We start from the raw sequence: 13,959 nt of genomic DNA, 5'->3' as shown, positions 1-13,959 counted from the left end.
CGGGTACTACGTAATAGAATTAATTCCGATACAACCATAAGGAAGGATCTAGTTTTGTACTGCCTTTCCATAGTTGAAATTTTAAAACGGTCTGATTTTGGGTCTGATCGGTAAATACAACACCAATTTTCTCTTTAGAAGTAACCGTCTCTCCTTTCTTAACACTAACGCTAGAAAGATTCGAGTAGACGGAAAAGAACTCTCCATGACGAATAATAATCACATTATTAAGTCCTGGCATGGAAAGGATATGTGTGACTTCGCCGTTAAAAACAGAGCGACATTCAGCATCATGATCGGTGGTAATATTAATGCCATCGTTTCGCACATTAACATGCTTAAGTACAGCATGCTTATGTTCTCCGAACTTTTCGGAAATAAAACCTGTTTTTGTAGGCCAGGGAAGCTTTCCTTTGTTTTGATCAAACGAATCGGACAGAACTTTTTCTTCTGGGGTTAAGCCATACTTTCCTGTCCCTTTGCTACTTTTTGTGGCTAATTTAGCTTGATTTTCTATGATTTTCTCAATCTCTTTTTCTAAGGTCTTGGCATATTTTTGCTGTTTCTTTAGATCTTCGCGCAACTGCTTTTCCTGTTTCTGCAGTTTTACAAGTACATTTGCCTGCTGCGATTTTTCTTCTGCCAAACTATTGCTCTCCTTAGTTTTCTCTGCTAACAAAACAAGTTTTTCGCTTTTGGCATTTTGCAGATCGGCAAGTTTTGTATCTAAGCTATTCTTCTTTTCTGCAATTAATTTCCCTTGCTTACGACTGTATTCTGAAAACTGCTGAAGATATTTATATCGTTTATAAGCTTGGTTAAAATCCTTAGAAGAAAGTAAAAACATTAATTTTTCGTGAGAATTTCTTTGTTTGTATGCGTATTGGATGACTTTCGCGTACTGTTGTTTTAAAACCACCATTTCCGCCTCCAAAGCTTTCACATCGTCGGTAATGCTAATGATTTGAGTACCCAAATAAGAGATTTCGTTTTCGATAGATTCAAGTAATCCTTGCCTGGCTTTTATTCTCTGATTTAATAGATTTAATTGACCTATGCTAACATTTTTATTCTTTAGAGTATTACTAAGAAGAGTATTTGTGTAGGCAATGTCTTTTTCATTCTGCTCTTTTTTTTTGTTAAGAGTAGACATCTTAGTTTGGGCATGTGTGTCTGTTAAAAACAGAAACCAAAGTGGTAAAAGAAGATAAACTAATTTACTATTTGTTAATTTGCTAATTCCCATAGTCGTTTTATGGATAAATTCTTTCGTATTTTTCGGGGATTGTAAACGAAAACTTAAGATCTTCACTAAATGCTAGCTTATTAAATTTAATGTTACAAGATAATAAATGTTTTGGATCCTTAACTTTAAAAATCAGCCGTTGGGGAAACTTTTGATTCTCGAACACTGTAAAATCACGATACTTCAATGAAATCTCTCTTGAATCATCAAACTCTTTCACTAAAATATCGGTGATTCTAAGTAGAGATGGGTCAATATCAATCCTCTGGTAATTCGAGTTATTTAGTTTCCTTAACTTATCTTTTTTTAATTTACGATCTATTTTTCTCGATTTTTCGGAAATGAACACATACTTGTTATTAACGATCTTACCATTAAAAGATCGAATAAATGCTTTTTCTTTCTCTTCATTATCCATTCTAAAAATGGAATTGGTGAGAATACTCTGAAAGGCATAAAAATCCAAATCGACATTTAATTTCTCCGAGAAAAAGTCCAAATCATCAACGAAATAATTCTTCTTCAAACGATTAATCATTTTTACAGAATCAGGACTAATCAGCAGTCGAGCAACAGGAATTCCAACGGATGCCGTAATATCAATCCAAATAAGACTGTCTTTTTCAATTTTAATAGATCCTTTAAAACTTTTAGAGATGCCATCCACCGAAAAGTTAGCCGTAAAACGCTTGATGAATAAACTCTGATAATTTAAACTACTGTCGACTAAACCACTATACAATTTAGCATCTGAAATCGGTTTTGCTTTTGCAATTCCTAACTCATAAAACGATTTACAAGAAAACTGAAAAAGGGCAATAATAATAATCAAAGCCCTAAGTACAATTTTTGAATATTTTTTATTGCTCATTTTTTTCTATCTCCACCGGAATACTACCTGATTTAATTTTTTCTGCCAGATACTCCGAACCATCACCTATTTCAATTGCTTTTTTCCACTCTTCAAGAGCTTTATCGCCCTGACCCAAGCGGAACAATATATCACCATAATGCTCGACAATAACAGCTGAACTTTCACCTCCATACTGCAAAGCCTTCTCAAGAATATTTTTCGCTTCCTCGTATTTTCCCATTTGATACAAAACCCATCCATAAGTATCCAAATAGGTAGAGTTTTCAGCTTCGAGTTTTACACACAAAGAACTCATTTTATTCGCTTTCTCTAACTGTTCTCTTTTTACCGATAAGTAGTAGCTGTAATTGTTAAGTACAATCACATTTTCAGGTTCAAACAGCAGAACTTCGTCGTACGCTTTAAATGCCTTTTCCGAATCACCCATTTGATAGTATGCATCGCCTAAGTACATTTTAAATTGAACTCGTAATTTTACATTGTCACCCACATAGGAAATTCCCTCCTCTAAACTTTCAATGGCTATTTTAAATTCCTCTTTTTGTGCTGCAGCAACTCCCTTAAAAATATAAAGAAGTGGTTGTGCTGGAAAATAATTTAATGCTTCGCTACTCTCTTTCAACATACTATCAAAATCGAGCAGACTATTTTCAATTAAAAGTAGCTCTTCCCAAACTACATAATTATTTTTTTCATTTTCCAAAACTTTACGCAAGTGGTAACGAGCTCCCTCATTATCGTTTCTTTTTCTCAGAAAATCGGCATAAAGAGCATGAACCCTCACCTCTCCCGGATGCAGCTTCACTAAACTATCAAGTAATCCTTTCAGATATTCATCAGTCATTCCTTCCTGGTCTCCATTCATTAAAATAGAGATAAGAAATTGAATTTTTTGATCGGAATCTACTCCTGGATTCGCAAAAGCCTTAGAAAGAGACGCATTGCTTTTTTCAATTTCACCTTTGCGTCGATAAAAATCAGCCAAATAAAAGTGAATCAACCCATTTTCAGGATCTATTTTAAGAATCTTCTCGTACTGTTGAAATGCTTTGTTTTCGTCTTTATCGGCGATATATAAATCGGCTAACATACCATAAAACTCGGCGCGATATGGAAATTTCTTTATTAGTTTTTCAAGTTCGGAATAGGCCATTTTTCGATTTCCACTAGCGATATACAAGCGTTCCTTTTCTAAAGAAACCCCTTCTATAATTCCTTCTTTTTTCTCTAATCGATTGTAAACCTCGATGGCTTCCTCAAATTTTTCAACAGATGCAAATATAGAGGCTTGCAAGTAGTAAAAATCAGTTCGATCGGGATACAATTCGACTAACTTATCGTAAACGGCACATGCCTGATCCATCATGCCTTTTTTTTGATAGATATTGGCCAATTGAATCTGATACCAAAGGTTTTTGGGTTGTAATTCAACGGCTCCCCTAGACAGCTCCAATGCATTGTTCAAATTATCCTGACTCATATAAATATTTGCCAATTCGTATCGAACAACAGCACTTGTTGGATCAATTTTCAGACATGCAGCATACAAAGAAATCCCTTTATCCAACTCTTTTAGCAAAACCGCCTTCGTAGCTTCAGCAAAAGCATAATCGAACTCTAATTTTTGCTCCTCCGTTAACTTTACTTCTTTCTGCACTTTTTCTTTTTTTGATCCTGGCATTACAGCACCTGCCAATACAGGAACCGCTACTAAGCAGCTCAAAAGAATAGCCATCCAAAATTTACTTCCCACCTTCATCCAACTTTATTTTGAAAAGGTCGCAAAATCGCCCACATTCCATTCTGAAACATCACCTTGAATATCTACATAATTACCTATCATGGAATTTTCAAGATTCAAATTTTCAAGTTTTGAATTTCTTTGAATGATCGAGTTACGAACCAAAGTATTAGTTACTGTGGTATTTGCACCTACTGACACATGAGGTCCAATTACCGAATTTTTAATATTTACATTTTCCCCAATGAAACAAGGAGGAATAATAATGGAATTCTCTGCGATGTAATTAGAACCAAGTAATTCATCTTTTTTATGATACTCCAATATTCGTTGATTGGTATGAACTGTTGCATCCTTATTGCCACAATCCATCCATTCTATAACTTGTCCGGGCATGAAAGAAAGCCCTTTGTTTTTCATATTTTCCAAGGCATCTGTCAGCTGGTATTCCCCATTAACAATTACCTTATTATCAATTAAATATTTTAATTCATTGCGCAAATTATTGCCATCCTTAAAATAGTAAATACCTATAATGGCTAAATCAGACACATAGTCTTTCGGTTTTTCAACAAAATCAGTAATAACATTACTTTCATTGATTTTCACAACCCCAAATGCCGATGGATCATCTACCTTTTGTACCCAAATAACACTATCTGCCTGTTCATCCAAAACAAAATCTGCTTTGAACAAAGTATCCGCAAAAGCAACAACCACTTTACCAGATAAAGAAGGAGCTGCACAATAAATTGCATGTGCTGTACCCAGGGCTTCTTCCTGATAGTAGATGCTTGCTTTAGCACCTAAATTTGTGGCAATATCGCACAATTGCTTTTCTACTTCTTTTCCAAAATCACCAATAATAAAAGCAATTTCATCGATTTTTTCATCAGAAACTTTTGCAATTTCCTCAACCAAACGCTGAACAATCGGTTTTCCTGCAATAGGAATTAATGGTTTTGGAACTGTTAAGGTATGAGGACGCATTCTCTTGCCCATACCAGCCATTGGAACAATAATTTTCATCTATTAAAATCTATTTGTAGTAAGTAGTGTTCTGTAAAATAAGTAAAAAACGAATCAAATGTACAGTTTTGGTATTTGTTTTGATTCAAATTAATAATTTTTAACGCATTAAGATTTTCCTGTATGGCCAAATCCACCTGCTCCTCTTTCCGATTTCTCAAGATCTTCTACAGCTTCCCAATTTACAGTTTCATGAGCGGCAATAACCATCTGACAAATTCGGTCGCCATCTTTAATCTCTACCTCTTGGTTAGACAAATTAGCAAGAATAACACCTATTTCTCCTCGGTAATCTGCATCAATTGTACCCGGTGAATTTAAAACGGTAATTCCCTCTTTTAGGGCTATCCCTGAACGGGGACGAATTTGCGCTTCATATCCTGCTGGTAACTCGATGAATAAACCTGTTTTAATTAGTTTACGCTCCAATGATTTTAAAAAAACGGGAGCATCTAAATTGGCTCGCAAATCCATGCCTGCAGACAATTCTGTACTGTATTTTGGGAGATCGTGTTTCGATTTGTTGACGATTTTTATTTTCATTTAATTCTTTTTTGCTTATGAATGTGCTTGTTTTTTTCGAAGTGCTAAGATACATTTTTCAGAACTCTTATAAAAACCTGAGCCAAACACTTATTTATGCTCTTATTATCTTCGAAGTATTTTTGCAATAGATTTCCATAAAGATTCTTTTTGGATGACAACAAAGGCAAAAAAGATTAGCAAAGGAGTTTTTGCAGCCATTTTCACCCATTGGTTTTCATTGCTAATAAAGGTGCTTAAACCATAAAATAGTAAGGCAATAGCGATGTAAAAGAGAATGCGTTTTAAATCGTATGGAACTGGATAATAGTGCTGACCTGCAATGTAAGAAATTAGAGTAATTACTACAAAACAAGCGAGAACGGAATAAGCAGCTCCCATATAACCAAATTGAGGTACCAACAGAAGATTTAGGCTGATGGTAATAAAAGCTCCAAGTATGGCAATATAGGCTCCAAAACGGGTTTTGTCCGTAAGTTTGTACCACAGAGACAAGGAGAAAAAGATACCAAAAAATAAGTTTGCGAAAAGCACGTAAGGCACAATTATAAGACCTTCGTGATATCGAGAATCAATTAAAATTTTAACGATATCGAGATAGAACATTACCCCAAGAAAAATAAACAGACCCAAGATTACGAAATACTTCAACACATCAGCATATACTTGTTTTGAATTGTTTTGCTTTGCCTGAGCAAAAAAGAAGGGTTCAAAAGCATACCGAAAAGCCTGAATAAATAAAGTCATGATAACTGCCAATTTATAATTCGCCCCGTATATACCCGTTTGGTAAAGTGGATTTTGAGCTTCAGGAATCAGCTCAGGCATAATCATTTTATCCAAATTAATATTCAGCATTCCACATATACTAACCACCAAAATTGGGGCAGAATATTTGAGGATTTTACCCAGTAATTTTACATCCAAAATAAATTTAAGCTTCAAGATATCTGGTAGAAGCAATATTAAATTTGCCAAACTAGAAATAAAGAAGGCAAGAAAAATATAACCGATTCCAAATTCTGGATTCCAAATTTGAACGATTGGAAAATGAGGAAAATTTGCTTGAATCCATGGACAAAGCAAAAGAAAGAAAAGATTAATTCCCAAATTGATGCCGATATTAATCAATTTTAAGCCAGCATAACGGAAGGCTTTATTTTGCTGGCGTAAATTTGCAAAAGGGAGGGCGGTAATGGCATCAAATCCTAATGTAAGAGCCAGTAAAATTAAATAGTCTTTATGATCAGCAATATTTAAAAATTGAGAAAGAGGACTTAAAAAGCTTGCAATTAATATCCAAAATAAAATTGTGGTACAAAGCAGGGAAATAAATCCAGTTGAAAAAGTGGTAGCACTCTCCTTCTCATTACTGGCGAAACGGAAAAATCCAGTCTCCATTCCATAGGTTAACACCACTAATAATATGGCAATGTAGGACATTAAATTAGTTACAATTCCATATTCTTCAGGAAAAAAAACATTAGTATAAAGGGGAACCAATAACCAATTTAACAATCGACCCAATATGGTACTTACCCCATATATAGCCGTTTCTCCGGCAAGTTTTTTAAGAGGATTCAAAATTTGAATATTAATGAGATTTAAAAAAGCAAATATATGATTTTTATGACTCTTTAATTTTTAAAACCTTCTGAAAATGAATAATTACATGTTCCACGTGAAGCAATTTTATTCTTAGCTAGAAAAAATAATTCTTCAGTATTTACAATGCATATAAATAAGCATTCACAAACGATTTCGATTAAATAATCAGAAAAAATAACTCGTAAATCCCTATGAAACACTTTTTTATAAGAAATATTTTCTTCACATTTGCTGACATATACGTTAAGGAACGTTTATGTTAGTGTTTGTTGTTTAAGTATTTTGTGAAAATCCTGATCTCTCGGTCAGGATTTTTCTTTTTTATGGGAATTAACCATCAGTATCTTCCTTTACCGAATGCTTTTACCAAAAGGTATTAAGGCAAATCCTGCTAATTTTATGTGCTGACTGGCAAAAGGAATTCCGATAATTGTAATGGCAAATAGCAAGGCAAAAAACAAATGAGTTAATGCAATAGGTAAACCGCCAATAAAAACCCAAATTACATTTAAAACAATAGTTAAGCATCCACCAGCATGTTCATTGTACTGCACTCTTTGTCCGAAAGGGGCCAAACCAAGAACCGACAGCTGAATAATTTTCAAACCAAAAGGAATCCCCACAATGGTTAAGCACATTAAAACGCCTGCTATAATGTATTCTAGGAAAATAAATATTCCTCCAAAAATGATCCAAATAATATTACCAATAATACTCATATAGTTTACTTAATTACTAATTAAAACTGATGCGATAAGCCAAACTGAAGTGAAAAATCAGGTGCTGTATTCACAATAATATCTTCAACAAAACAAAAAGACAGATTTGTATTTTTAGCGATAATATAATCAAACCCAAGCACGTATTGAGCTGATGATTTTCCCAATTGTTTTGTGTCGGATTTTTCGTAAAAACTAGTGTGGAAATCAAACTGAGACTTTACATACCATTTATCGTTGAAGTTGTATGACAATCCGATATTACCAAACCCTACATTTGTACTCACTAAATCGGAAAGCAAAGCACCCTTGCCTATGTGCAGATAACCGCCAGAATAATAAATTGAAACCTGTTTTTTACGAGGTATCGTGTGAACAGTTCCACTCAATTGAAAAGATAAGTCGAAAGTTCCACTTCCTATTAGGTCCTCCTTAGCTCCAACAGGAATTTTCAGGTAGGATCGGAAAGATAAATCGTGATTGGGTCGTTTTAAAATCGGAGTTCCCAAAGAAAAACTAATATCTCCAACATTCAATTTGCTTTCGTTCATTTGAAAAACCAATTCCTGGTCTTGAATCAAATAATAATCCAAATCATATTTAGGCATGTAACTTCTGGCCTTCCCGGGTAATCCGAACAAATCGTGCCAATTGCTAATAAAAGTATCCATTATTCCAGTGGAATGTTTCACAATCGGAATCACCAATCCCACTTCTAATTTAGAAAACAACCCATAGGATACAGAAAGCTCATTTCGATACATTTCCCCATCAAAATAGAGAGTTCCATCCAAAAAGCTGACACTTGTTGCATTGTTAACCATATTAAAGTAGTCCCCAAGCCAAAAAGACTTACGATCTAATATCCTACCTCCAGAATTGGTTGGCAAACCAAAAGAATGAATCAAGGGACTTTGATTATGGGTTTGGAAAGCTTTAACCTGTTGCTGAGAAAAAACATGATTAGTCATCACCAGCAATCCTACTAAAAAACTTATTGATATACTTCTCATAAATATATTATGGAAATTTAATGGAACGAGAGCACAAAGCTATAAATTATAAAACAAACTTCCATACCATAGCGGCTGCTCCCAATATTCCGGAATTTCCACTGATACCAGAAATTTTAATTTCAGTTTTATGTTTAAAGATACCAAATAGATTTTTTTCCATATGATATTGACAAGGCTTTAGCAGTAGGTCGCCCGCTTTGGATAAACCTCCTGATAGAAAAACGGTTTGAGGATGATTCAGTGCCACCACATTTGCCACAGCCATTCCTAAAAGTTTACCCGTAAATTCATAAGCTTCAATGGCGATTTGATCTCCCGCATGAGCTAAATCGGCCAAGCGTTTAGCACTCATTTTAGAAAAGGCCACATTTCGCAATTCACTTGCCATAGGATATTTTGCAATTAATTTGCTAACTGTTCGTTTAATGCCAGTTGCCGACACATAAGTTTCCAAACACCCCCGATTACCGCATCCACATAAACGTCCTTGAGGACGAACAATAATATGACCCATTTCACCAGCAAAACCGGAATGCCCGTAGACAATTTCCCCATTCACAACAATACCAGAACCCAATCCAGTACCCAAAGTAACCACCATAAAATTTTTCATGCCCACAGCTCCTCCAAATAACATTTCGGCCATAGCAGCTGCATTGGCATCGTTGGTAACGAACACAGGAAGATGAAACTTTTCGATGAGTCCTTTACCCAAATCTAATTTTCCTTTCCAAAGTAAATTGGGCGCATTATGAATGCAATTATCGTAAAAGTTAGCATTAGGAGCCCCTACACCTATTCCAATAATTTCGCAAGTTCCAGATTCACTTAATTTTTGGATTCCCCTACACAAATCATACATAAATAGGTCGAATGATTCATATTTTCGAGTATAAATAGAATCTTGAGCAAAACAGTTTCCCTTCTCATCAATAAGCGCGAAAACAGTATTCGTTCCACCTATGTCTATCCCTACAGCAAGTTTTCTCATGGCCAATTAAGTTAAACGGTGAATCGGAATATACTCCTCAATTGATAAAGGAAAGTGCACTAATCTCAAAAATAACCTAAGCTGTCCACAGCTATTCTTTTAAAAGAGAACGGATTGGATTGAATATTCTTTGCAGTAAACGGGAATCATCAGTAATGATTTCAGCCTGCCCTTCGATCTGCTGAGCAAACTCAAGTTCGATACCATAATTACTGAGCAAACCTTTGGGTAAATCAACATCCAAACTATATTTCTGATCCTCGGGCACCCTGGATATGGAACGAATCGTTCCCTCCAGCATTCCATACTCAAGATAGGGATAATTGTTGAGTTTTATATTCACCCGCTGCCCAACTTTTACCTTCCCGGCTCCCTGAACATCCAATTCCAAACGAGCTACTATCTGAGTAGAATCTGCTGGCAACACAGTAAAAACTCTATCTCCCTCTATCACATTCTGATTGGGACTATAGAATCGCGTAAAGCTAACCCTACCCGCTATGGGACTGCGGAGTATATATTTTTGTTCCCAAATATCAATTTGAGCATTTAAATTGTCGAAGGATTGAATCAATAGGTTCTGCAACTCCTTGCGCTCGTTTTCTTTCAGCAATTCCAAATCGATTATTTCCTGCTTCACCTCCGAAATACTAATTTGAGTGGAAGCCAGAGAAGAGCGAGCTCCCTGAAATGAGTAGGATTGCTCTAAATAACTTTTTCTTGAATTTTGAAAATCAGATTTAGAGATGACCCCACGATTAAAAAGGGATGAATCTCGAAAAAACTGACTTTTTGAAATAGCTAACTCACTTGCTAAAATCTTTTTTTGCTGATACTGCCGATTGTAATACATGTTGTATTTGCTAATCTGATCGCGATAGGATGCAATTTTCCTGTCGTGGTATTCCAAATCGAAATGGCGTTGAAAGTCAACATAGGATTTTAAAAATAGATTGTAGTAGGATTGAATTTCGCCCAATCGAAAAGTACCCTTCATCAAATCGGCAGGTATTCCCTCATCTGCAAGCAAGTGCGTTTGGAAAGTTCGTAGTTTTTGTTTCAAAAGAAACACATCCTCATTCACAGCCGGATTATCGATAATAGCCACAATTTCTCCCTTTGTCACCTCCTGATTATCGCTCACATTCAGCTTTTGAATCTGCCCCGAGCTACGCGCCATCAATTCGGCTGGCGGATTCAGCGTTGTCAGAACCAATTTAGCATCAATAATCTCCGGATAACGGAAAAACCAGGAGCCAATCAGCAGTCCAAAAATCACCACAAAAAAAAGCGTTGTTCCACTGCGAATGATCCAATTGGGCATGCGCTGCAAAATTTCCTTCACTTCATCCGACCGTAATTCTATATTTGTATCCTTCTCCATAAAATGTAGACGCTGATTGCGCAGAAAAATAAGATTAAATATGATAATTTTTTGTGAATACTTTTCTTTTATATTGTGGTTTTGCACCGAAATTGAGAAGTAATCCCACCTGAATATTAGTGGCTTTTAAATAATTTACAAGCTGAACCTCATGCTCTGGTGCTATTCTTTCCACTGCTTTTAATTCAATAATAACTTGATCGTTAATAATCAAATCAGCAAAATAATCGCCGACTTTTTCATCTTTATAAAATACTGTTATCTTCTTTTGCTCTTCCACTTTCAAACCTAGACTATTTAATTCTAGAATCATTGCTCGCTCGTAAACTTTTTCCAAAAATCCATAGCCTAACCCATTATAAACATTAAAAAATGCTTTTAAAATCAATCCTGTTGTTTCAGAATGGAGATAATTCATTTCTTTTTAATTAATATCAGTGTAAATCATAAATATCATATCAATCTGCGTCGAATTAATTCCCAAGTTCGAGTTGATTCTTCACCAATTGGTAGTAGGCACCCTTTAGTTTAGTCAGATCCTGATGATTTCCCTCCTCCACAATATTTCCTTTATCGAGAACAATAATTTTATCGGCATTACGAACGGTGCTCAATCGATGGGCAACAACCACTACGGTTCTTCCCTTACTAAATTCGTTCAGATTATTCATGATGGCTTTCTCGTTGTTGGCATCCAGGGCATTGGTAGCTTCATCGAAGAACAAGAATTCGGGGTTTTTGTAAACGGCACGAGCAATTAAAATACGCTGCTTTTGTCCCTGACTGAGCCCATGACCATTGGCGCCAATCTTCGTGTTGTAGCGCAAAGGCAAGGCCTCTATAAATTCAACAATACAAGCCACCTGAACGGCATACAGCAACCTCTTTTTATCGATATTTTCATCGCCCACCGCAATGTTTTTCGCGATGCTTTCCGAGAAGATGAAACCATCCTGCATGACCACACCGCAATTTTGCCGCCACATGGCCGAGCTGTAATTCTCGAGCGAAACGCCGCCCAAAGCAATTCTTCCCTTCGTTGCCGGATAAAATCCCAAAATCAACTTGATGAGCGTAGTTTTTCCACTTCCCGAAGCTCCCACAATGGCCGTGGTTTTCCCTTGCGGGATATTCAAATTCACATCCTTAAGAACCATCTCGGAATGCGGTCCTTCGTACTGAAAAAACACCTTTTCAATGGCAAGACTCTTTTCATCTGGTAGTTCGGTAAGTCGGTCCTCATTTGGCATTTCTTCCTCCTTCATGTCGTGGATTTCGCCCAATCGCTCGAGCGAGATTTTCGCATCCTGCCAGGAATGAATGAACTGCACCAGATTATCAAGCGGAGAATTTAGTTGTCCCATAATGTAGGAAACCGCCAGCATCATACCCAAAGTCATACCGCCATCTAAAACCGACTTGGCCGCCAAAAAGGTGATGATGATATTTTTGGTTTCGTTGAAGAAAACCGAGCCCGAAACCTGATACTGATTCAGAGCCAAACCTTTGGTGCGCACCTGAAAAAGTTCGGCTTGTATCTGTTCCCACTCCCAACGTTTCTGCTTTTCGCAGTTGTTGAGTTTAATTTCTTGCATTCCGGTAATGAGCTGCACCAATGAATTCTGATTGTTGGAAAGTTGTGCAAATCGTTTGCCATCGAGTTCTCTTCGCTTGCGCAGAAAAAGATTGATCCAGATGATGTACAGAGCAGATCCCAACACAAAAACAAAGAAGATTTGCAAATCGTAAATGGCCAAAACAATTCCAAAAATCACCAAATTAAACATGGAAAACAGAATGCTAAGGGTAGATGATGTCAGGAAATTTTCTATTCGCGTATGATCCTGTATCCGCTGCAATAAATCCCCAATCATCTTGATATCGAAAAAGCCAATGGGCAATTTCATGAGCTTGATCAGAAAATCAGAAATAAGCGAAATATTAATTCGGGTTGAGATGTGTAGCAATATCCAGCTGCGAATGAATTCCACCGACATGCGGGAAATGAATAGCACCAGTTGAGCAATCAAAACCAAATAGATAAAACTCAGATTTTGGGTATTGATTCCCACATCAACAATGGACTGGGTAAGGAAAGGAAAAATGAGTTGCAGCAAAGAACCAAATAGCATTCCCAAGGCCAGTTGCACCAGGAATTTTCGATATGGTTTTAGGTATTGCAGCAGAAAGCCAATGCTCTGCTTATTGGATTTTTCTTCCCCGCTTTGCTGGTAAAAATCGGGCGTGGTTTCCACCAGTAAACACAAGCCTTTCAACTCCCCCTGACTCTGCGTACTGGCCCAGGATTTAATAAATTCCTCTTTGGTAAATTTCAATAATCCAGATGCCGGATCGGCCACATGAACCGTTGTTTTCTTCTTTTTTACCTCGATTTTGTGCACCACCACAAAATGATTCTGTCCCCAATGACAAATAGCTGGCAGCGTAGCGTCATCCTGCAGCTGTTTGTAGCTAATGCGCACGCCCATGGTTCGCAGGCCAATGCTTTCGGCCGCATCGGCAATTCCTAACATAGAAACGCCTTCTCTGGTAATATGCGATTTATCTCGTAAAGACTGAAGACTGAAGTTCTTTCCAAAATGAGAGGCAATCATGCGTAAACATGTTGGGCCACAATCCATGGCATCTAATTGGCGGAAATGAGGAAATTTTTTCTTCAAAACAGAATGAGAGTTAGTCGGTTTGTTTGAGTGCAGCTAAAAATAGGAAAAATTGTTGAACTGCACTAAACAGACAAACCTGCATTTACTTAAAACACTAGTAGGAACAAGAGAACAAGCTTTTTTT

At 36.5% G+C, this 13,959-nt stretch carries 12 protein-coding genes; all 12 read right to left on the bottom strand.

Annotation, left to right across the window (positions count from 1 at the left end; translation table 11 throughout):
- Positions 1–19: 19 nt before the first annotated feature.
- Positions 20–1,246, bottom strand: coding sequence for a murein hydrolase activator EnvC (locus tag ABYT26_RS13040; protein WP_372754587.1), 1,227 nt, complete (start codon positions 1,244–1,246; stop codon positions 20–22).
- A gap of 7 nt (positions 1,247–1,253) precedes the next feature.
- Positions 1,254–2,117, bottom strand: a complete 864-nt coding sequence (locus tag ABYT26_RS13035) for a DUF4292 domain-containing protein (protein WP_372754585.1) — start codon at positions 2,115–2,117, stop codon at positions 1,254–1,256.
- A complete protein-coding gene (locus ABYT26_RS13030; protein ID WP_372754583.1) occupies positions 2,107–3,879 on the bottom strand; it encodes a tetratricopeptide repeat protein in 1,773 nt (590 codons plus the stop codon). Before ABYT26_RS13030 ends, ABYT26_RS13035 begins: the two co-directional genes overlap by 11 nt.
- Positions 3,880–3,885: 6 nt before the next feature.
- Positions 3,886–4,890, bottom strand: coding sequence for a sugar phosphate nucleotidyltransferase (locus ABYT26_RS13025; protein WP_372754581.1), 1,005 nt, complete (start codon positions 4,888–4,890; stop codon positions 3,886–3,888).
- A gap of 108 nt (positions 4,891–4,998) precedes the next feature.
- On the bottom strand, positions 4,999–5,433 hold the full coding sequence (gene dut, locus ABYT26_RS13020) for a dUTP diphosphatase (RefSeq protein WP_372754579.1): 435 nt from the start codon (positions 5,431–5,433) through the stop codon (positions 4,999–5,001).
- A gap of 105 nt (positions 5,434–5,538) precedes the next feature.
- The gene (locus ABYT26_RS13015) at positions 5,539–7,017 is read right to left on the bottom strand and encodes a lipopolysaccharide biosynthesis protein (RefSeq protein ID WP_372754577.1); all 1,479 of its coding nucleotides are present in this window, start codon (positions 7,015–7,017) and stop codon (positions 5,539–5,541) included.
- Positions 7,018–7,391: 374 nt separating this feature from the next.
- Positions 7,392–7,760 (bottom strand): YccF domain-containing protein, encoded by a 369-nt coding sequence (locus tag ABYT26_RS13010; protein WP_372754575.1) that lies wholly within the window; start codon positions 7,758–7,760, stop codon positions 7,392–7,394.
- A gap of 20 nt (positions 7,761–7,780) precedes the next feature.
- Positions 7,781–8,773, bottom strand: a complete 993-nt coding sequence (locus ABYT26_RS13005) for a DUF3187 family protein (protein WP_372754573.1) — start codon at positions 8,771–8,773, stop codon at positions 7,781–7,783.
- Between the two features lie 46 nt (positions 8,774–8,819).
- Positions 8,820–9,767 (bottom strand): ROK family protein, encoded by a 948-nt coding sequence (locus ABYT26_RS13000; RefSeq protein WP_372754571.1) that lies wholly within the window; start codon positions 9,765–9,767, stop codon positions 8,820–8,822.
- Positions 9,768–9,858: 91 nt separating this feature from the next.
- A complete protein-coding gene (locus ABYT26_RS12995) occupies positions 9,859–11,151 on the bottom strand; it encodes an HlyD family secretion protein (protein ID WP_372754569.1) in 1,293 nt (430 codons plus the stop codon).
- A gap of 34 nt (positions 11,152–11,185) precedes the next feature.
- A complete protein-coding gene (locus ABYT26_RS12990; protein ID WP_372754567.1) occupies positions 11,186–11,569 on the bottom strand; it encodes a GxxExxY protein in 384 nt (127 codons plus the stop codon).
- 55 nt (positions 11,570–11,624) lie between these two features.
- Positions 11,625–13,832, bottom strand: a complete 2,208-nt coding sequence (locus ABYT26_RS12985) for a peptidase domain-containing ABC transporter (protein WP_372754565.1) — start codon at positions 13,830–13,832, stop codon at positions 11,625–11,627.
- Positions 13,833–13,959: the final 127 nt, after the last annotated feature.

Source organism: Labilibaculum sp. (assembly GCF_041595635.1).
GTDB lineage: Bacteria > Bacteroidota > Bacteroidia > Bacteroidales > Marinifilaceae > Labilibaculum.
Note: the sequence above shows the minus strand (reverse complement) of the source record. Positions and strands in the feature narration are given on the sequence as shown.

Bases quoted from the DNA above. Each gene is read 5' to 3' on its own strand.
- ABYT26_RS13040 (WP_372754587.1), bottom strand. From the start codon at position 1,246: ATGGGAATTAGCAAATTAACAAATAGTAAATTAGTTTATCTTCTTTTA.
- ABYT26_RS13035 (WP_372754585.1), bottom strand. From the start codon at position 2,117: ATGAGCAATAAAAAATATTCAAAAATTGTACTTAGGGCTTTGATTATT.
- ABYT26_RS13030 (WP_372754583.1), bottom strand. From the start codon at position 3,879: ATGAAGGTGGGAAGTAAATTTTGGATGGCTATTCTTTTGAGCTGCTTA.
- ABYT26_RS13025 (WP_372754581.1), bottom strand. From the start codon at position 4,890: ATGAAAATTATTGTTCCAATGGCTGGTATGGGCAAGAGAATGCGTCCT.
- dut (WP_372754579.1), bottom strand. From the start codon at position 5,433: ATGAAAATAAAAATCGTCAACAAATCGAAACACGATCTCCCAAAATAC.
- ABYT26_RS13010 (WP_372754575.1), bottom strand. From the start codon at position 7,760: ATGAGTATTATTGGTAATATTATTTGGATCATTTTTGGAGGAATATTT.
- ABYT26_RS13005 (WP_372754573.1), bottom strand. From the start codon at position 8,773: ATGAGAAGTATATCAATAAGTTTTTTAGTAGGATTGCTGGTGATGACT.
- ABYT26_RS13000 (WP_372754571.1), bottom strand. From the start codon at position 9,767: ATGAGAAAACTTGCTGTAGGGATAGACATAGGTGGAACGAATACTGTT.
- ABYT26_RS12995 (WP_372754569.1), bottom strand. From the start codon at position 11,151: ATGGAGAAGGATACAAATATAGAATTACGGTCGGATGAAGTGAAGGAA.
- ABYT26_RS12990 (WP_372754567.1), bottom strand. From the start codon at position 11,569: ATGAATTATCTCCATTCTGAAACAACAGGATTGATTTTAAAAGCATTT.